Origin of the sequence: Microbacterium yannicii (assembly GCF_024055635.1) — a bacterium.
Taxonomy (GTDB): Bacteria; Actinomycetota; Actinomycetes; order Actinomycetales; family Microbacteriaceae; genus Microbacterium; species Microbacterium yannicii.
This window is the reverse complement of the sequence record NZ_JAMXMB010000010.1, coordinates 26,476-44,436: the sequence shown is the minus strand read 5'-3', so window position 1 is coordinate 44,436 and position 17,961 is coordinate 26,476. Positions and strand designations below refer to the sequence as shown.

Genomic DNA, 17,961 nt, shown 5'->3' with positions numbered 1-17,961 from the left:
AACGAGCGCAGCGAGACGGCTCAACGCGTGGCGACACGCGTCGTCTGCTCGCTGCGCTCGTCGCCGGACGACACGCCCCAACGAGAGGCACTGCTCCGATGAGCACGTCAGTCCCGTCCCCGCCGTCGCACGCCGAGACCGCGCGCCGCGGCTCCCCGCTGCGGATCGAAGGCCTCGGCCTGCAGATCGGCGGAGCGACCATCCTCGAAGACGTCGAACTGGACATCGCGGCCGGATCCCTGGTGGGAGTCATCGGTCCGAACGGAGCCGGCAAGACGACGCTGTTCAACGTCATATCGGGGCTGATGAAGCCCACCGCCGGCCGGGTCGTGCTGGACGGCCGCGACATCACGAACGCCTCGGTGCCGGCGCGAGCGCGCGCCGGCCTGGGCCGCACGTTCCAGACGGCGAGCCTCTTCCCGAAGCTGTCGGTGCTCGAGAACGTGCGCCTGGCCGCCCAGGTCTCGCTCGGCGGCTCCGGGTCGCTGCTGCGCTTTCCCCGCCGGACGGATGCCGCGACCGAGCTGGCCCGCGACAAGCTCGAGGTCGTCGGGCTCAGCCATATGCGCGACGCGATGGCGGGCGACATCTCGCACGGCGACAAGCGCAAGCTGGAGATCGCGGTGCTGCTCGCGACGGAGTCGAGCATCGTGCTGCTCGACGAGCCGATGGCCGGCGTCGGGTCCGGCGACGTGCCCGGGCTGGTCGAGAACATCCGGGCGATGCAGCGCGAGAAGGGCTGCACGCTGCTGATGGTCGAGCATCACATCGACGTGCTCATGGGCCTCGTCGAGAAGGTGGCCGTCATGTACTTCGGCACGATCATCGCCTACGACACCCCGCAGCGGATCATGGAGAACCCTCTCGTGCAGAGCGCCTACCTCGGGACCGGGTCGACGGGAACGGAGGCCGCATGACCACGGCATCCCCTGACGGGGCGACGACCGTTCCTCCCGTCCTCACCGTCCGCAGCCTGCGCTGCACGATCGCGGGCCAGCAGGTCGTCGAAGACGTCTCGTTCGACGTCCCCGCCACCGGCATCACTGCCGTGCTCGGACGCAACGGCGTCGGCAAGACGTCGACCCTGCGAGGCATCCTCGGCCTGATCTCGCGACGCGGCGAGGTGCGGCTCGCCGGCGAGCGCATCGACGGACTGCCCACACACCGCATCGTCCGTCGCGGCGTGGGCTACGTGCCGGAGGACCGTGAGGTCTTCGCGCGGCTCACCGTCGCCGAGAACCTCGCCCTGGCCGAGCGACAGCGGCAGCCCCGTCGGGAGTTCGTGGCGGAGCTCTTCCCCGACCTCGTGGCGCGGCGCGACCAGCAGGCGGGAACGCTCTCGGGCGGTCAGCAGCAGATGGTGTCGGTGGCGCGGGCGCTGATCAACGACAACATCCTGCTGCTCGTCGACGAACCGACCAAGGGCCTCGCGCCGAAGATCGTCACGGAGGTGGCCGACGCCCTCCAGGAGGCGTCCAAGATCGTCCCGATCCTGCTCGTCGAGCAGAACCTCGAGGTCGTGCGGCGGCTGGCCGACGACGCCATCGTGATCGCCGGAGGACGAGTCGCCCACGTCGGCAAGGCACGCGACATCCTCGACGACGAAGACCTCACGCGCCGCCTCCTCGGCGTCCACGTGGAGCAGGATGATGCCGGCGACGCACTGAACGAGCGGAGCGAGTCGAAATGAGCACCCTCGTCCTGACCCTCATCACCGGCGTCGGCCTCGGCGCGCTGTATTTCCTCGTCGCAAGCGGCCTCAGCCTCATCTACGGCCTCATGCACGTCCTCAACTTCGCGCACGGCGCCTTCCTGACGCTGAGCGCCTTCATGGGCTGGATGGTGGCGCAGGCGCTCGGCACCGCTTCTTGGGGGTCGTTCCTGCTGTCGCTGCTCGCCGGCGCCGGCGTCGGCGCCGTGTTCGCCACCCTGACCGAGCTCGTGCTCATCCGGCCGTTGTACGAGCGCCACATCGAACAGGTGCTCGTCACCGTGGGTCTCTCGTTCGCTGCCGTCGCGCTGTTCGAGGGCATCTGGGGCACCGACCCGATCCACATCGCGGGGCCTCCGTGGCTCAAGCAGACGACGGAGGTGCTCGGCGCCCGCATCCCGAACACGTACTGGGTGCTCATGATCGCCGCCGTCCTCGTGCTGGTCGCGCTGGTGCTGTTCCTGCAGAAGACGCGCTACGGCATGATCATCCGGGCCGGGGTCGAGAACCGCTCGATGGTGACGGCGCTCGGCATCGACGTGCGGCGCTCGTTCACGCTCGTCTTCGCGATCGGCGGGGCGGCGGCGGGCATCGGCGGCGTGCTCGCGATGCACTACTCGACGTTCGTGTCGGCGAACCTCGGGCAGACGCTGCTCATCTTCGCGTTCATCGTGACCGTCGTCGGCGGGCTCGGATCGCTCACGGGCGCGGCGGTCGCGTCCGTCCTGGTGGCGGTGCTGCAGCAGTTCGCGAACTTCTATCTCGGCGGCACCGGCGACTTCATCGTCGTGATCCTCCTGGCACTCGTGCTGCTGGTGCGCCCGAGCGGACTCCTCGGGAGGAAGGCATGACGCTTCGACAGGCTCAGCAACCGGGAGAACAGGCCCGGCGATCGGGAGAACAGGACCGGCGATCGGGAGAGCAGGCTCAGCGACCGGGAGAAGAGGCTCGGCGACCGGGAAAGTACGTTCCCGCTATCGTCGGCGTCGCGCTGGTGGTGTTCATGGCGGTGCTGCCGCTGCTGAACCTGTCGCTGCCCGGCATCCTGCCCACCCCGACGTATATGCCGGGCACACTGGCACTGCTCTCGCTGTGCATGGTGTTCGCGGCGCTCGCGCTGTCGTACAACCTCCTGCTCGGATCTGGTGGGATGCTGTCATTCGGCCACGCCCTCTACTTCGGCGCCGGCGCATACGGCCTCGGGATCGCGCTCGAGCACTTCGGCGTGCCGCTGTGGCCGGGGGTGTTCATCGCTCTCATCGGCGGCATGGTCATCGCCCTGGTGACCGGCGCGGTGTCGATGCGCGTGTCGGGCATTCCGTTCGCCATGGTGACGCTCGCCTTCGCCCAGGCCGGCTCGGTGCTGGTGCGTCGCAACTCGCACATCACGGGCGGCGAGGAGGGACTGAGCCTGAACACGGATCAGGTGCCCGACTTCCTCATCGGGGTGATCAACACCCGGAACCTCTACTGGTTCGCTCTCGGAGTGCTCGTGGTGGTCTACCTCGTGACGCTCTGGGTCGACACGTCGCGGCTCGGCCACCTGGCCCGCGCGACGCGGGAAAACGAGCAGCGCGTGCGCGTGCTCGGCCTGTCGCCCTACCGCGTGCGGCTGATCGTCTTCGTGATCGCCGGAGGCATGGCGAGCCTCGCCGGCGTCGCCTACATGCTGCTGCAGTCGGGCACCGTGCCGCGGTCGGTGTCGGCCGATCTCACGATCACCGTCCTCGTGATGGTCGTGCTGGGTGGCGTGGGCTTCCGGTGGGGTGCGATCGTGGGCGGTGTGCTCTACACGCTGCTCGATCAGCGGCTCACGGTGCTCGCCGGGTCCGACGCGATCGCGGGACTGCCCGACGTGCTGCGCGTGCCGCTGTCGGAGCCGCTGTTCCTCTTCGGCGTGCTGTTCATCGTCGTGGTGATGTTCCTTCCCGGAGGCATCGCCGGCACGATCGACGCGGCAGTCCGCCGCCGGCGCGGCGAGAAGGTGCGCGGTGCGCTGCGCCGGCTCGACGACGCCGACGAGACGGAAACCCCGGCCGCCGGCGCCACCGCAGACCGGGTGGGCGCATGACCTGGACCGCCGATCCCGACATCGACGACGGACCGCACACGATCGGCCGCTGGATCGTCGACCGCGCGACGCGCTCTCCTGACCGCATCGCGATCGACGACAGGGGCGTGACGACGGACTACGCGACGCTGGCCGCCCGGGCGACGGCGCTGGCGGATGCCGTGCGCCACGCGGGCTACGGTCCGGACGACCGCATCGCCACGGTCTCGGGCAACTCCACGGACCACGTCGTGGCGTTCTTCGCGTGCGCGATCGCGGGGATCGCGTTCGTGCCGTTGTCGTGGCGGCTCACGCCGCGCGAGCTCGCCGACGTGCTCACCCGCTCCGACCCCGCGCTGGTACTCGTCGAGGACGAGCACGCCGCGCTCGCCGGCGAAGCGCTGCGCGTCGCTGCTGCGACGGCACCGGTTGCGCAGCTCGGAACGACGGGCGTCGAGAGATCCGCCCCGCGCAGCTCGCACCGGCGGTCCCGCCGACCGGTGCGCGACGACGACCCGCTGCTCGTGATCTTCACCTCGGGCAGCGAAGCGGCGCCGAAAGGCGTCGTGCTGACCCATGCGAACTGCTTCTGGAACAACCTCGCTCTCGCGCAGGCGCTGCCGCTGAGGCAGGACGACGTGGTGCTGGCGATGCTGCCGCAGTTCCACGTCGCCGCGTGGAACTGCCAGCCGTTGCTGGCATGGTGGGTCGGTGCGACAGTCGTGCTCGAACGATCGTTCCAACCGGCACGCGTGCTCCAGCTCGTCGCCGATCGGCATGTCAGCGCCATGATGGGCGTTCCCACGCAATACGCGATGCTCGTGGACGACCGCGCATGGGAGGAGAGCGACGTGGCGTCCCTGCGTCTCGCCCTCGTCGGCGGTGCGACGATGCCGGCGTCGCTGCAGGAGGCGTGGACGGCGCGCGGCATCCCCTTGACCCAGGGATACGGACTCACCGAAGCCGCGCCCAACGTGCTGCATCTGCCGGCGGCGGAGGCCGCGGGCGCTCCGGGCGCGGTGGGACGACCGTATCCGCACGTCTCGGTGCGTGTCGTCGATCCGGTGTCGGAGCTTCCGCTCGAGGGTGAGGCTATCGGTGAGCTGTGGGTGCGCGGACCCAGCGTCTTCGCCGGTTATCTGGGCGATGACGCCGCCACTGCACGTGCGATGAGCGGCGACTGGCTGCGCACCGGCGATCTGGTGTCGCGTGATGCCGACGGTGTCTTCCGGGTGGTCGACCGGCTCAAGGACATCTTCATCTCGGGCGGAGAGAACGTGGCCCCGGCGGAGGTCGAGTACGCGCTGTGCCTGCATCCGCTCGTGGAGGCGGCGGCCGTGGTCGGAGTACCCGACCCGGTCTGGGGCGAGCGGGGCGTCGCGTTCGTCGTGCCCGCGACCGGTGCCGCTCTCTCGGTCGACGAGGTGCTCGCCCACGCGCGTCGCAACCTCGCCGCATTCAAGGTGCCGGTGCACGTGGAACTCGTCGAGGCGCTGCCGCGGTCGACGATCGAGAAGCTCGCCCGTTCGCGCCTGCGTGACCGGGCCAGGATGCTGATGGGCTGCTCCGGTCGGAGCGAGCCGGGGGAGAGCGGCCGCGTCGAGGGCGCAGCCACGGAGTCAGCCACGGAGGGGGAGGCTCGATGAGCATGTCCGAGGAACTCGTCGACCACGAGGAAGCGCCGGTCTCGTCTGCGACCGGCCGACCGCTGACGAAGCGCGGCGAGGCCACCCGGCGTCGCCTCCTGGAGGCGGCCGAGCTGGTGTTCGCCGAACAGGGCTACCACGAGGCATCCATCGTCAAGATCACCGAGCGCGCAGGCATAGGACTCGGCACGTTCTACCTGTACTTCGACAGCAAGCAGGCGATCTTCGAGGCGCTCGTGCTCGACCTCAACCGCCGGGTGCGGCACTCGATGTCTGAGGCGATGGCCGGCGCGTCCTCGCGCCTGGAGGCGGAGCGCGCGGGCTTCGCCGGCTTCTTCCGGTTCACGGCCGAGCACCCGGCGCTGTACCGGGTCGTCCGCGAGGCGGAGTTCGTCTCGCCCGAGGTGCTGCGCCTCCATTACACCCGCATCGTCGAGGGCTACGAGGCGGGTCTGCGCGCGGCGCAGGCCGCGGGCGATGTCGACCGCGGCCTCGACCCCCAGACCACCGCGTGGGCGCTGATGGGCATGGGCGAGCTGATCGGCATGCGTTTCCTGCTGTGGGAGCGGGACGCCGACGGCAAGCCGCCCGCAGAGCTCGACCCGGTGGTGTTCGCCGGGATGACCCGAATCATCGACAACGCGCTCGCCCCTCGAACGGGCAGCGGCGACGGAGGGAAGGAAGCGTGATGGCGGAGAAGGACCTGGTGGGCAAGCGCGCCCTGGTCACCGGCGGAGCGAGCGGCATCGGCCTGGCCTGCGCGCACGAGTTCGCATCACGCGGTGCGCATGTCGTCATCGCCGACCTCAATCAGGACGCCGCGACGGATGCCGCGACCGCCGTCGGCGGCGAGACCTGGGTGGTCGATCTCGCCGACACCGCCGCGCTCGACGATCTGAGCCTCGACGTCGACATCCTCGTGAACAACGCGGGTATCCAGCGCGTGGCGCCGATCCCGGAATTCGATCCCGAGGCGTTCCGCCTCATCGTGCGGCTCATGCTGGAGTCGCCGTTCCTCCTGATCCGCGCCGCGCTTCCCGCGATGTACGAGCGGGGATGGGGGCGCGTGATCAACATCTCCAGCGCGCATGGCCTGCGCGCCAGTGCGTTCAAGTCGGCCTACGTGTCGGCGAAGCACGGTCTGGAAGGGCTGTCGAAGGTGACAGCGCTCGAGGGCGCGCCGCACGGCGTCACCAGCAACTGCATCAACCCGGCCTACGTGCGCACGCCCCTCGTCGAGAAGCAGATCGCCGACCAGGCGAAGGTGCACGGCATCCCCGAGAGCGAAGTCGTCGAGAAGATCATGCTCACCGAGAGCGCCGTCAAACGGCTCGTCGAGGCGGACGAGGTCGCCTCCCTCGCCGGCTGGCTGGCGTCGGAGAAGGCGGGCATGGTCACCGGAGCCTCGTACACGATGGACGGCGGATGGACGGCCCGATGAGCGTCTACCGCACCGTCGATGTGCCGGTCTCGGGGGGCGACCTGCGCGTGGGCGTCTGGGAACCCGATGACGACCCCGAAGCGCCGGCGGTGCTGCTGATCCATGGGGTGACGGCATCCCATCTGTCATGGCGCGCGGTGGCGGACCGGCTTCCCGACATGCGTCTGATCGCGCCGGACCTGCGCGGTCGCGGGCGGAGCAACGACCTGACCGGCCGTGCGGGACTCGAGGCGCACGCGGCCGATCTCGCTGCGGTGCTGGATGCCCTCGACGTCGAGCGCGTCCTCGTCGTCGGGCACTCCATGGGCGCGTTCGTCGGCCTCGTCTTCGGCGATCGGTATCCCGAACGGGTGTCGCGCGTGGTGCTGGTCGACGGCGGGCTGCCACTCGACGTGCCCGCCGGACTGACCGCGGACGAGGTCATCCGGCTAGTGCTCGGACCCACGGCGGACCGCCTCGCGATGCGCTTCCCGTCGGTCGATGCGTACTTCGACTTCTGGCGGGAGCACCCGGCGTTCCGGCGGGACTGGTCGCCGATGCTCGAGGCGTACCTCGCCTACGACCTGGTCGGCGACGCGCCCGAGCTGCGTCCCGCGACGAGCTACGCGACGCTCGAAGAGGACTCGATCGACCAGAACACGGGAACGGCGATCGCCACGGCGCTCGCGGCCCTGCGGCATCCCACCGTCCTGCTCACCGCCGAACGCGGCCTGCTGGACCAGGTCCCGCCACTGTACGCGCCGGAGCGCATGGCCGAGCTGCGGGCCGCGCACCCTGGCGTCCGCCACCTGCACATCGACGACGTGAACCACTACACGATCGTGCTCTCCGAGCGGGGAGCGGATGCGGTCGCCGGCACGGTGCGAGCCGAGCTCGCCGCCGCGGTCTGAACCGCCGGCAGGTCGTCAGCGCGCGGCGGCGATGCGCATCGTCAGCTGGTGCGCGTGGGCGAGGAGGGTTCGGCCGAGCTCCGGGAGCCGGTCGTGGCCGAAGCGGAACTCCACGCCCGTCAGGCTCAGCGCCCACTGGGGGTGGCCCTCGCGTGTGAAGACCGCCGCGCCGATGCCGTACGAGCCCTCGACGATGAGACCGGGGTTCACGGCGTAGCCGCGTTCCTGGGTGTCGCGCAGCCGCGTCCGCAGCCGGGGCTCGCTGTGCGCGGCCCCCCATTCACGGGGAAGCTCGGGATGACGCTCGAAGTAGGCGTCCACATCGTGGGGCGGCAGGAAGGCGAGGATCGCGAGGCCCGCCGAAGCGACGCCCAGCGGGAAGCGGACCCCTTCCGACAGCACGAACGAGCGGATCGGGAAGCTGCCCTCCTCCCGCAGCAGGCACACGGTCTCGTCGCCGCGGCGCACGGAGAGGAACGCGCTCTCCTCGGTGCGCACCGCGAGTGAGCGGACGATGTCGCGGGCGATCCCGGTCACGTCATAGCGGGATGCCGCGACGGTGCCCATCAGGAACAGCTCAGGGCCCGGCATCCAGCGTCCGGTGCGCTCGTCCTGGTCGACGAGGCCCTCCTGACGCAGAGCGGCGAGCAGCCGGTGCGTCGTGGGGCGGGTGAGCTCGGCGCGGCGGGCGAGTTCGGCCACCGGCATCCCGTCGTCGCCGCCCGACGTCACGAGCCTCAGCAAGTGGGCTGCGCGGGCGATCGACTGGGCGCCCGGGATGATGCGCTTCGGCTCGGTGTCCACAATATGGACGCTAAGCGAGGAAGGCTCCACATGGCAAGTGGGGACGCGCCGAACCCGCACCGGGCGGCGCAGGATTGACACAACTCCTCCGATCCGACGCAGTTCCGGTGATCTCCACCGCGTCTGGGCAGGCGATGGCCGGATCGGAAGGAGTTGCTGCGGATCAGTCAGACACGAGGGAGTGCATGTGATCGACAAGACCTGGGCCTCGGCGGCCGAAGCTGTCGCCGACATCCCCGAAGGCGCTTCGCTCGCGGTGGGGGGATTCGGCCTCTCGGGCAACCCCATCGCCCTCATCGAAGCGCTGCTCGCGCAGGGGACGAGCGACCTCAGCATCGTCAGCAACAACTGCGGCGTGGACGACTGGGGCCTCGGCATCCTGCTGAACGCCCAGCGCATCCGCAAGATGACGTCGTCCTACGTCGGAGAGAACAAGGAGTTCGAGCGGCAGTTCCTCTCCGGTGAACTCGAGCTCGAACTCACGCCGCAGGGCACGCTCGCCGAGAAGCTGCGTGCGGGCGGCTCGGGCATCGCCGCGTTCTACACGCAGACCGGCGTCGGCACCCAGGTCGCCGAAGGCGGGCTTCCGCGCCGCTACGCCGCCGACGGCAGCATCGCCGTCGCGTCGCCGGTCAAGGACGTGCGCCGCTTCGACGTCGCCGGCACGCCGGGCGACTACGTGCTCGAAGAAGCGATCGTCACCGACTTCGCACTGGTGCACGCGCTCAAGGGCGACCGCCACGGCAACCTCGTCTTCAACAAGGCGGCGCGCAACTTCAACCCGCTCGCTGCCATGGCCGGGCGGGTCTGCATCGCCCAGGTGGAGGAGCTCGTGGAACCGGGCGAACTCGACCCGGACAGCATCCATCTTCCCGGCATCTATGTGCACCGCATCGTGGAGGTCGGGTCCGACATCGAGAAGCGCATCGAGCGGCGCACGGTCAGCGTCGCCCAGGCCGCCGCGCGCGAGATTCCCGAAGGAGCCTGACATGCCGCTGAACCGCAACGAGATGGCCGCCCGCGCGGCTGCCGAGCTCGCCGACGGGTCGTACGTCAACCTCGGCATCGGCCTGCCGACGCTGGTGCCCAACTTCGTGCCCGAGGGCGTGATGGTGGTGCTGCAGTCCGAGAACGGCATCCTCGGCGTCGGTCCGTACCCGACCGAGGAGAACGTCGACCCCGACCTCATCAACGCCGGCAAGGAGACCGTGACCACGCTCCCGGGCGCCGCGTTCTTCGACTCCGCGACGAGCTTCGGCATGATCCGCGGCGGCAAGATCGACGCCGCGATCCTCGGCGCCATGCAGGTCTCGGCGTCGGGCGACCTCGCCAACTGGATGATCCCCGGAAAGATGGTGAAGGGTCCCGGCGGCGCCATGGACCTCGTGCACGGCGCCGCGAAGGTGATCGTGCTGATGGAGCACGTCGCCAAGGACGGCTCGGCGAAGATCGTGAACGAATGCTCGCTGCCGCTCACGGGTCGCGGTGTGGTCGACCGGATCATCACGGACCTCGCGGTCATCGATGTGACGGATGCCGGACTCGTGCTGGTCGAGACGGCCCCGGGTGTCTCGGTGGCCGAGGTGATCGCCGCGACCGAACCGGAGCTGCGGGTCTCGGACGAACTTAAGGTGGAAGCATGAACCACGAGGACGTCGTCATCGTCGCGGCCGCGCGGACTCCGCAGGGACGCCTCAAGGGCCAGCTGGCTCCGCTCACCGCGGTGCAGCTCGGCAGCGCCGCCATCCGCGGCGCGCTCGAGAAGGGCGGCATCCCGGCCGACGCCGTCGACGCCGTGCTGGTGGGCCAGGTGCTCGCCGCCGGCAGCGGACAGAACCCGGCGCGGCAGGCGGCGGTGGGAGCCGGCATCCCGTGGGAGGTCCACTCGGGATCCGTCAACAAGGTGTGCCTGTCGGGGCTCACGGCCATCATCGACGGCGCCCGCATGATCGCCACGGGTGACGCGACCGTGGTGGTCGCCGCCGGCATGGAGTCGATGACGCGCTCGCCCCACCTGCTGATGGGCTCGCGCGACGGCTGGGCGTACGGCTCCATCGAGGTGCTCGACCACATGGCGTACGACGGGCTGACCGACGCGTATGACCGCGAGAGCATGGGTGCATCCACGGAGCGCCACAACGAGCGGTTCGAGATCACGCGCGAGGCTCAGGATGCCGTCGCCGCCCGCTCTCATCAGCGCGCCGCCGCAGGGCAGGCCGAGGGCGTCTTCGACGCCGAGATCGTGCCGGTCGAGATCCCGCAGCGCAAGGGCGACCCGGTCATCGTGACGAAGGATGAGGGCGTCCGGCCCGATACGACGGTCGACACCCTCGCGGGTCTTCGCCCCGCTTTCGCCCAGGGCGGCTCGATCACGGCGGGCAACTCGTCGCAGATCTCGGACGGCGGCTCGGCGGTCGTGCTCACGACGCGCTCCCACGCCGACGAGAACGGGTGGGACGTGCTTGCCGTCGTCGGTGCCTCGGGCCAGGTCGCAGGTCCCGACAACTCGCTGCATGCCCAGCCGGCCCGGGCGATCGAGAAGGCGCTGGCCAAGCAGGGCATCGTCGCATCCGACCTCGACATCGTCGAGATCAACGAGGCGTTCGGCGCCGTGGTCGCGCGCTCGCAGGCCGAGCTGGGACTCTCCGACGAGGTCGTCAACCCGCACGGCGGCGGCATCGCGATCGGGCACCCGATCGGGGCATCCGGCAACCGCCTCGTCGTCCACGCAGTGCACGAGCTGGTTCGCCGCGGCGGGGGCACCGCCGCGGTCGCGCTCTGCGGCGGCGGTGGCCAGGGCGACGCGCTCATCCTCACGCGCTGAGGGCTGTGGCGGGTGCCGGCCGGGCGGGCGAGCCCACGCTTCGTCTCGCTGGCGCTCGCTCAGCGACCGGAGCAGGGGCGCGCTGCGTCCCGTGGGTGCCGGCGGGGCGGGCGAGCCCACGCTTCATCTCGCTGGCGCTCGCTCAGCGACCGGAGCAGGGCCGCGCACTGCGTCCCGTGGGTGCCGGCGGGGCGGGGGAGCCTGCGCTTCGTCTCGCTGGCGCTCGCTCAGCGACCGGAGCAGGGGCGCGCTGCGTCCCGTGGGTGCTCGATGAGCGATCGAAGCTGCCGGCGCCGATCAGCTGTCGAGGCGGCGCTTCAGCAGCTTCTTCTCGCGGCCGTGGACGGGGGAGTCGTTCGCGATGAGCACGCCGCGCGACGCCCGGCGCACGTCGACGACAGCGCCGACCGCGAGCGCCAGTGAGATCCCCCAGCTGAGCCATGCCAGCGCCATGCGCCACGTGAACGGCTCATTCTCACGAAGGCCTCTCAGCAGCGTCAGCCCGCCGGTGAACGCCGTGATGATGCCGGTGCCGAAGAGGTACTTGCGCATGAGGCCACGTTAGCGCGGCAGTCGTGGCCGATGCGCCCCTTGACATGGCCCTGCGTCGCGCGTCAAGGGCATCTGGGCGGGAGGGGGGCGCTGTTAGCCTGGGGCCGTTGCCGAGTCCACGAAACGTCAGGAGCCCGCGTGACACAACCCCACCCTCCCTCGCCCGGCCGGATCGCCGAACTGGTGGTCGTGGCCAATCGCCTGCCCGTCGACCGCGTTGCCGACGGCGACGGCGAGCCCAGCTGGCGACGTTCGCCGGGCGGGCTCGTGACCGCGCTCGAGCCGGTGATGCGCCGGGCCGATGGCGCGTGGGTGGGCTGGCCGGGGCAGCCCGACATCGAGGTGGACCCCTTCGAGTTCGAGGGCACGCATCTGGTGCCGGTCATGCTGACATCCGAAGACGTCGAGCTCTACTACGAGGGCATGTCGAACGACACGTTCTGGCCGCTCTACCACGATGTCATCGCCGAGCCCCGTTATCGCCGCGTCTGGTGGGACGCCTACGTGAAGGTGAACCGCCGGTTCGCCGAAGCCGCCGCTGCCGTGGCGGCGGACGGAGCGACCGTCTGGGTGCAGGACTATCAGCTGCAACTGGTGCCGCAGATGCTGCGACAGGCGCGCCCCGACCTGACGATCGGCTACTTCCACCACATTCCCTTCCCGGCATACGGCCTCTACTCGCAGCTGCCGTGGCGCCGCCAGGTGCTGGAGGGGCTGCTCGGCGCCGACGTCATCGGCTTTCAGCGGGTCGCGGACGCGGGCAACTTCGCCCGGGCCGTTCGTCGCCAGCTGCGGTACGACACGAAGGCCTCGGGCATCACCGTCCCCAATCCCGACGGCACCACCCGGCGTGCGCTCGCGAAGGCGTTCCCGATCTCGATCGACGCGTCGTCCTACATCGAGCTCGCCCGGCAGGACGATGTGCGGGCGCGCGCGAAGGAGATCCGCGAGAGCCTGGGCAACCCGAAGAAGATCCTGCTCGGCGTCGATCGCCTGGACTACACCAAGGGCATCCGGCACCGCATGAAGGCGTTCGGCGAGCTGCTGGAAGACGGGAAGATCGCGGTCGAGGACGTGACGCTCGTGCAGGTCGCGAGCCCCAGCCGGGAGCGCGTCGCCGCCTACATGCAGCTGCGTGACGAGATCGAGCTCACCGTCGGCCGCATCAACGGCGACCACGACACGATGGGGCACACCGCGATCCGCTACCTCCACCAGGCCTACCCGAGGGAGGAGATGGTGGCGCTGTTCCTCGCGGCAGACGTCATGCTCGTCACCGCGCTGCGCGATGGCATGAACCTCGTCGCCAAGGAGTACGTCGCGTCGCGCATCGACAACCGCGGCGTGCTCGTGCTCAGCGAGTTCGCCGGCGCCGCCGACGAGCTCCCGAGCGCGGTGCGCATCAACCCTCATGACATCGACGGCATGAAGGACGCGATCATGCGTGCGATCGAGATGCCCTCTGCCGAGCAGGGCCGCCGTATGCGGGCGCTGCGGCGCAAGGTCGTGGAGAACGACGTCGCACGGTGGTCGCAGTCCTTCCTCGACGCCCTCGACGGGGCGCGCGAGCGCAACCGGTTCCCCGCGCTCAACCGATCGGCGGAGGCACGCGCATGAGTGTGGACCTCGCGGACGACGTGCGCCAGGCGATCGCCGGGGTCGCGGCATCCGAACTCCTCCTCGTCGCACTCGACTTCGACGGCACCCTGTCGCCGCTCGAGGACGAGCCGATGGATGCACGGATGCTGCCTGCCGCGCGCGACGCGGTGAACGCCGTGGTCGCCGCACCCGACACGGTCGTGGCGTTCGTCTCGGGCCGGAGTCTCGTCGACCTGCGGGTGATCGCCGAGCACGACGATGCGTCGCGCGTGCTGTTGGCCGGATCCCACGGCGCCGAGTTCTGGATCCCGGGCGAGGGCCTGCAGAGCCACGGCGAAGAGGAGGCGGATGTCGCGCTCCGCGACGCGCTGCGCGCGCACGCCGAGGCGGCGACGGCGCACCTGGACGGCGTCTGGATCGAGCCGAAGACCTTCGGGTTCGGCGTCCACACCCGGCGGGCGACAGCGGAGGCCGCGGCTGAGGCGAATCGCCTCGCCGACGAGATCGTCGCGGCGGAGGCGCCGCACTGGCGTCGACGGAGCGGGCACAACATCGTGGAGTTCGCGTTCCGCCACGAGGGCAAGGATTCCGCGATCGCCGAGCTGCGCGAGCGCGTGGGAGCGACGGCCGTGCTGTTCGCCGGAGACGATGTGACCGACGAGGACGCGCTGGCGAGCCTGGGCGCGGACGACCTGGGCGTGCGCGTCGGCGACGGTCCGACGGCGGCCGCGGTACGCGTGCCCGACATCGCCGCCCTCGCCGAGCTGTTGACGCTCCTCGCGACCGAGCGCACACGCGTGCGGGGGTGAGCGTCCCCGGCCAGCGTCATGGCGGGCGAGCGCGTGGGCCCGCGGGAATAGACTGAGCCAATGGCCCAGCCCCATTCGCCCGCTGACAACACCATCGATATCAAGCCCCGCAGCCGCGTCGTCACCGACGGCATCGAAGCCACGACCTCGCGCGGCATGCTCCGTGCCGTCGGCATGGGGGATGCGGACTGGGACAAGCCGCAGATCGGCATCGCCTCGAGCTGGAACGAGATCACCCCCTGCAACCTGAGCCTCGACCGGCTCGCGCAGGGCGCCAAGGAGGGCGTGCACGCCGGCGGCGGCTACCCGCTGCAGTTCGGCACGATCTCGGTGTCGGACGGCATCTCGATGGGCCACGAGGGCATGCACTTCTCGCTCGTCTCGCGCGAGGTCATCGCCGATTCCGTCGAGACCGTCATCATGGCTGAGCGCCTCGACGGCTCGGTGCTCCTCGCCGGCTGCGACAAGTCGATCCCCGGCATGCTGATGGCGTCCGCGCGGCTGGACCTCTCGAGTGTCTTCCTCTACGCGGGATCGATCGCACCGGGATGGGTCAAGCTCTCGGACGGCACCGAGAAGGACGTCACGATCATCGACTCGTTCGAGGCCGTCGGAGCCTGCCTCGCGGGCAAGATGAGCGAGGCGGACCTCAAGCGCATCGAGTGCGCCATCGCGCCCGGCGAGGGCGCCTGCGGCGGCATGTACACGGCGAACACGATGGCCTCGGTCGCCGAGGCGCTGGGCCTGAGTCTTCCGGGCTCCGCGGCACCGCCTTCGGCGGACCGCCGCCGCGACTACTTCGCCCACCGCTCGGGCGAGGCCGTCGTGAACCTGCTGCGCCAGGGCATCACGACGCGCGACATCCTCACCAAGGAGGCGTTCGAGAACGCCATCGCCCTGGCGATGGCGCTCGGCGGCTCGACCAACGTCGTGCTGCACCTGCTGGCCATCGCCCGTGAGGCCGACGTCGACCTGAGCCTGCACGACTTCAACCGCATCGGCGACAAGGTCCCGCACGTGGCCGACATGAAGCCGTTCGGCAAGTACGTCATGAACGACGTCGACCGTCACGGCGGCATCCCGGTCATCATGAAGGCCATGCTGGACGAGGGTCTGCTGCACGGCGACGCTCTCACCGTCACCGGCAAGACGCTCGCCGAGAACCTGGCCGACCTCGCGCCCGACCCGGTCGACGGCACGGTCATCCACACGTTCGACAACCCCATCCACGCCAGCGGCGGCATCACGATCCTGCACGGGTCGATCGCGCCGGAAGGCGCCGTCGTGAAGTCCGCGGGCTTCGACGCCGATGTGTTCGAAGGCCCGGCCCGCGTGTTCGAGCGCGAGCGCGCGGCGATGGATGCCCTCGAAGCCGGTGCCATCCAGGCGGGCGACGTCGTCGTGATCCGCTACGAGGGCCCGAAGGGCGGCCCCGGCATGCGCGAGATGCTGGCCATCACGGCGGCCATCAAGGGCGCAGGGCTCGGAAAAGATGTACTACTCTTGACGGACGGACGATTCTCAGGCGGCACAACCGGCCTGTGCATCGGCCACATAGCACCCGAAGCGGTGGACGCTGGTCCCATCGCCTTCGTGCGCGATGGTGATCTGATACGGGTCGATATCGCGGCTCGCACTCTCGACCTACTCGTCGACGAGGCTGAGCTTGACTCCCGCCGCTCTGGCTGGGAGCCGCTTCCCCCGCGCTATACCCGTGGCGTCCTTGCCAAGTACTCCCGACTCGTGCGCTCCGCTGCGGAGGGCGCGACCACCGGTTGAGCCTGGTTCCCGGCATCCCGTCCGACCCGTCTGTGAGGAATCTCACCATGTCAGCCGACACCGCCGCGGCCATTCCCCGGCCGCCAGCCCGCACCGCCTCGACGCCCGTGCTCACGGGCGCGGAAGCGGTCGTCCGCTCGCTCGACCTGCTCGGGGTGACCGACGTCTTCGGTCTTCCCGGCGGGGCCATCATGCCCGTCTACGACCCCCTCATGGACGACGAGTCGGTGCGCCACATCCTCGTCCGCCACGAGCAGGGCGCCGGTCACGCCGCCGAGGGGTACGCTGCGGCATCCGGTCGCGTCGGCGTCGCCATCGCGACCTCCGGTCCCGGCGCCACCAACCTCGTCACGGCGATCGCCGATGCCTACATGGACTCGGTGCCGATCGTCTGCATCACCGGACAGGTGTTCTCGACCCTCATGGGGACGGATGCCTTCCAGGAGGCGGACATCGTCGGCATCACGATGCCGATCACGAAGCACTCGTTCCTCGTGAAGCGCCCGGAGGACATTCCCGGAGCACTCGCGGCGGCGTTCGAGATCGCATCGACCGGCCGTCCGGGGCCGGTGCTCGTCGACATCACCAAGGACGCGCAGCAGGCCGAGGCGCCCTTCGTCTGGCCGCCGCAGATCGACCTTCCCGGCTACCGCCCGGTGACCAAGGCGCACGGCAAGCAGATCCAGGCGGCGGCGCAGCTGATCGCCGAGGCCAAGAAGCCGGTGCTGTACGTCGGCGGCGGCGTGATCCGCGCGCGCGCCTCCGAAGAGCTGCGCTCGCTCGCCGAGACGACCGGGGCCCCCGTCGTGACGACGCTGATGGCGCGCGGCGCCTTCCCCGACTCGCACCCGCAGCACCTCGGCATGCCCGGCATGCACGGCACCGTCCCCGCCGTGCTCGCGCTCCAGGAGGCCGACCTGCTCGTCGCCCTCGGCTCGCGGTTCGACGACCGGGTCACCGGCAAGGCAGCGCTCTTCGCCCCGAACGCGAAGGTCGTGCACGTCGACATCGACCCGGCCGAGATCTCGAAGATCCGCACGGCCGACGTCCCGATCGTGGGCGACCTGAAGGACGTCCTCGTCGACCTCGACGCCGCGTTCCGCGCCCTGAGCGACGGGGCCGCGCCCGACATCGCCGAGTGGTGGTCGTTCCTGGACGGCCTGCGCGACGAGTTCCCGCTCGGGTACTCGCAGCCCACCGACGGCCTCATGTCGCCGCAGTACGTGATCAAGCGCATCGGCGAGCTCACCGGCCCCGAGGGCATCTACGCCGCCGGCGTCGGCCAGCACCAGATGTGGGCTGCGCAGTTCATCAAGTACGAGCGTCCGAACGCCTGGCTGAACTCGGGCGGCGCCGGCACGATGGGCTACTCCGTGCCCGCGGCGATGGGTGCCAAGGTGGCCGAGCCCGACCGCGTCGTGTGGGCGATCGACGGCGACGGCTGTTTCCAGATGACCAATCAGGAGCTCGCGACCTGCGCGATCAACAACATTCCGATCAAGGTCGCGATCATCAACAACTCGTCGCTGGGCATGGTGCGCCAGTGGCAGACGCTGTTCTACGAGGGCCGTCACTCGAACACCGACCTGAACACCGGGCACGGCACCGTGCGCATCCCCGACTTCGTGAAGCTCGCGGAGGCGTACGGCTGCCTCGCGATCCGCGTCGAGAAGGAAGAGGACGTGGATGCCGCGATCCAGACCGCCCTCGAGACGAACGACCGGCCCGTGGTCATCGACTTCGTGGTGAGCGCGGACGCCATGGTGTGGCCGATGGTGCCACAGGGTGTCAGCAACAGCTACGTCCAGTACGCGCGGGACCACTCGCCCGCCTTCGACGAGCAGGAGGACTGAGGC

General features: G+C 70.1%; 17 protein-coding genes. 15 read left to right on the top strand and 2 right to left on the bottom strand.

Features of this window, described 5'->3' with window-relative positions:
* Positions 1-98: 98 nt before the first annotated feature.
* The 8 genes from NCG93_RS05035 to NCG93_RS05000 all read left to right on the top strand — a co-directional run bounded on the left by NCG93_RS05035 (position 99) and on the right by NCG93_RS05000 (position 7,738).
* Positions 99-917, top strand: coding sequence for an ABC transporter ATP-binding protein (locus NCG93_RS05035; RefSeq protein WP_194415129.1), 819 nt, complete (start codon positions 99-101; stop codon positions 915-917).
* A complete protein-coding gene (locus tag NCG93_RS05030; protein ID WP_194415130.1) occupies positions 914-1,690 on the top strand; it encodes an ABC transporter ATP-binding protein in 777 nt (258 codons plus the stop codon). The genes NCG93_RS05035 and NCG93_RS05030 overlap by 4 nt, the downstream gene beginning before the upstream one ends.
* A complete protein-coding gene (locus NCG93_RS05025) occupies positions 1,687-2,562 on the top strand; it encodes a branched-chain amino acid ABC transporter permease (RefSeq protein ID WP_194415131.1) in 876 nt (291 codons plus the stop codon). The genes NCG93_RS05030 and NCG93_RS05025 overlap by 4 nt, the downstream gene beginning before the upstream one ends.
* Before the next feature lie 152 nt (positions 2,563-2,714).
* Positions 2,715-3,782, top strand: a complete 1,068-nt coding sequence (locus NCG93_RS05020) for a branched-chain amino acid ABC transporter permease (RefSeq protein ID WP_194415998.1) — start codon at positions 2,715-2,717, stop codon at positions 3,780-3,782.
* Entirely contained in the window at positions 3,779-5,407 is a 1,629-nt protein-coding gene (locus NCG93_RS05015) for a class I adenylate-forming enzyme family protein (RefSeq protein ID WP_194415132.1), read from the top strand. The genes NCG93_RS05020 and NCG93_RS05015 overlap by 4 nt, the downstream gene beginning before the upstream one ends.
* Positions 5,408-5,409: 2 nt before the next feature.
* The gene (locus NCG93_RS05010; RefSeq protein WP_241742177.1) at positions 5,410-6,096 is read left to right on the top strand and encodes a TetR/AcrR family transcriptional regulator; all 687 of its coding nucleotides are present in this window, start codon (positions 5,410-5,412) and stop codon (positions 6,094-6,096) included.
* On the top strand, positions 6,096-6,848 hold the full coding sequence (locus NCG93_RS05005) for a 3-hydroxybutyrate dehydrogenase (protein WP_194415134.1): 753 nt from the start codon (positions 6,096-6,098) through the stop codon (positions 6,846-6,848). Before NCG93_RS05010 ends, NCG93_RS05005 begins: the two co-directional genes overlap by 1 nt.
* A complete protein-coding gene (locus NCG93_RS05000) occupies positions 6,845-7,738 on the top strand; it encodes an alpha/beta hydrolase (RefSeq protein WP_194415135.1) in 894 nt (297 codons plus the stop codon). Before NCG93_RS05005 ends, NCG93_RS05000 begins: the two co-directional genes overlap by 4 nt.
* A 15-nt stretch (positions 7,739-7,753) precedes the next feature.
* Here NCG93_RS05000 and NCG93_RS04995 read toward each other — a convergent pair whose 3' ends face one another.
* Complete coding sequence (locus tag NCG93_RS04995) at positions 7,754-8,542, bottom strand: IclR family transcriptional regulator (protein WP_194415136.1); 789 nt, start codon at positions 8,540-8,542, stop codon at positions 7,754-7,756.
* Positions 8,543-8,729: 187 nt separating this feature from the next.
* On the opposite strand from NCG93_RS04995, the gene NCG93_RS04990 reads away from it, so the two are divergent.
* Genes NCG93_RS04990 through NCG93_RS04980 form a run of 3 tightly spaced genes read left to right on the top strand, consistent with a single transcriptional unit; the run spans position 8,730 to position 11,366 of the window.
* A complete protein-coding gene (locus NCG93_RS04990; protein ID WP_194415137.1) occupies positions 8,730-9,530 on the top strand; it encodes a CoA transferase subunit A in 801 nt (266 codons plus the stop codon).
* 1 nt (position 9,531) lies between these two features.
* Positions 9,532-10,185, top strand: coding sequence for a 3-oxoacid CoA-transferase subunit B (locus NCG93_RS04985; RefSeq protein ID WP_194415138.1), 654 nt, complete (start codon positions 9,532-9,534; stop codon positions 10,183-10,185).
* Positions 10,182-11,366 carry an acetyl-CoA C-acetyltransferase gene (locus NCG93_RS04980; protein WP_194415139.1) on the top strand — a complete coding sequence of 395 codons (1,185 nt, stop codon included), beginning with the start codon at positions 10,182-10,184 and terminating at the stop codon, positions 11,364-11,366. The genes NCG93_RS04985 and NCG93_RS04980 overlap by 4 nt, the downstream gene beginning before the upstream one ends.
* 297 nt (positions 11,367-11,663) lie before the next feature.
* Here the strand turns inward: NCG93_RS04980 and NCG93_RS04975 are convergent, their stop codons facing one another.
* Positions 11,664-11,918, bottom strand: a complete 255-nt coding sequence (locus NCG93_RS04975; RefSeq protein WP_194415140.1) for a hypothetical protein — start codon at positions 11,916-11,918, stop codon at positions 11,664-11,666.
* A gap of 138 nt (positions 11,919-12,056) precedes the next feature.
* On the opposite strand from NCG93_RS04975, the gene NCG93_RS04970 reads away from it, so the two are divergent.
* From NCG93_RS04970 to NCG93_RS04955, 4 genes are read left to right on the top strand one after another with little or no spacing between them, the layout of a single operon-like run.
* On the top strand, positions 12,057-13,535 hold the full coding sequence (locus NCG93_RS04970; protein ID WP_252787450.1) for an alpha,alpha-trehalose-phosphate synthase (UDP-forming): 1,479 nt from the start codon (positions 12,057-12,059) through the stop codon (positions 13,533-13,535).
* A complete protein-coding gene (gene otsB, locus NCG93_RS04965) occupies positions 13,532-14,326 on the top strand; it encodes a trehalose-phosphatase (RefSeq protein WP_194415141.1) in 795 nt (264 codons plus the stop codon). The genes NCG93_RS04970 and otsB overlap by 4 nt, the downstream gene beginning before the upstream one ends.
* Positions 14,327-14,386: 60 nt before the next feature.
* Positions 14,387-16,105, top strand: a complete 1,719-nt coding sequence (ilvD, locus tag NCG93_RS04960) for a dihydroxy-acid dehydratase (protein WP_194415142.1) — start codon at positions 14,387-14,389, stop codon at positions 16,103-16,105.
* 47 nt (positions 16,106-16,152) lie between these two features.
* Entirely contained in the window at positions 16,153-17,958 is a 1,806-nt protein-coding gene (locus NCG93_RS04955) for an acetolactate synthase large subunit (protein WP_194415143.1), read from the top strand.
* Positions 17,959-17,961: the final 3 nt, after the last annotated feature.

What these genes read in the sequence shown, in the direction of transcription:
- NCG93_RS04975 (WP_194415140.1), bottom strand. Translation starts at nt 11,918, where the DNA reads ATGCGCAAGTACCTCTTCGGCACCGGCATCATCACGGCGTTCACCGGC.
- otsB (WP_194415141.1), top strand. Translation starts at nt 13,532, where the DNA reads ATGAGTGTGGACCTCGCGGACGACGTGCGCCAGGCGATCGCCGGGGTC.
- NCG93_RS05020 (WP_194415998.1), top strand. Translation starts at nt 2,715, where the DNA reads ATGGCGGTGCTGCCGCTGCTGAACCTGTCGCTGCCCGGCATCCTGCCC.
- NCG93_RS05005 (WP_194415134.1), top strand. Translation starts at nt 6,096, where the DNA reads ATGGCGGAGAAGGACCTGGTGGGCAAGCGCGCCCTGGTCACCGGCGGA.
- NCG93_RS05025 (WP_194415131.1), top strand. Translation starts at nt 1,687, where the DNA reads ATGAGCACCCTCGTCCTGACCCTCATCACCGGCGTCGGCCTCGGCGCG.
- NCG93_RS05030 (WP_194415130.1), top strand. Translation starts at nt 914, where the DNA reads ATGACCACGGCATCCCCTGACGGGGCGACGACCGTTCCTCCCGTCCTC.
- NCG93_RS04980 (WP_194415139.1), top strand. Translation starts at nt 10,182, where the DNA reads ATGAACCACGAGGACGTCGTCATCGTCGCGGCCGCGCGGACTCCGCAG.
- NCG93_RS04955 (WP_194415143.1), top strand. Translation starts at nt 16,153, where the DNA reads ATGTCAGCCGACACCGCCGCGGCCATTCCCCGGCCGCCAGCCCGCACC.
- ilvD (WP_194415142.1), top strand. Translation starts at nt 14,387, where the DNA reads ATGGCCCAGCCCCATTCGCCCGCTGACAACACCATCGATATCAAGCCC.
- NCG93_RS05015 (WP_194415132.1), top strand. Translation starts at nt 3,779, where the DNA reads ATGACCTGGACCGCCGATCCCGACATCGACGACGGACCGCACACGATC.
- NCG93_RS05035 (WP_194415129.1), top strand. Translation starts at nt 99, where the DNA reads ATGAGCACGTCAGTCCCGTCCCCGCCGTCGCACGCCGAGACCGCGCGC.
- NCG93_RS04985 (WP_194415138.1), top strand. Translation starts at nt 9,532, where the DNA reads ATGCCGCTGAACCGCAACGAGATGGCCGCCCGCGCGGCTGCCGAGCTC.
- NCG93_RS05010 (WP_241742177.1), top strand. Translation starts at nt 5,410, where the DNA reads ATGTCCGAGGAACTCGTCGACCACGAGGAAGCGCCGGTCTCGTCTGCG.
- NCG93_RS05000 (WP_194415135.1), top strand. Translation starts at nt 6,845, where the DNA reads ATGAGCGTCTACCGCACCGTCGATGTGCCGGTCTCGGGGGGCGACCTG.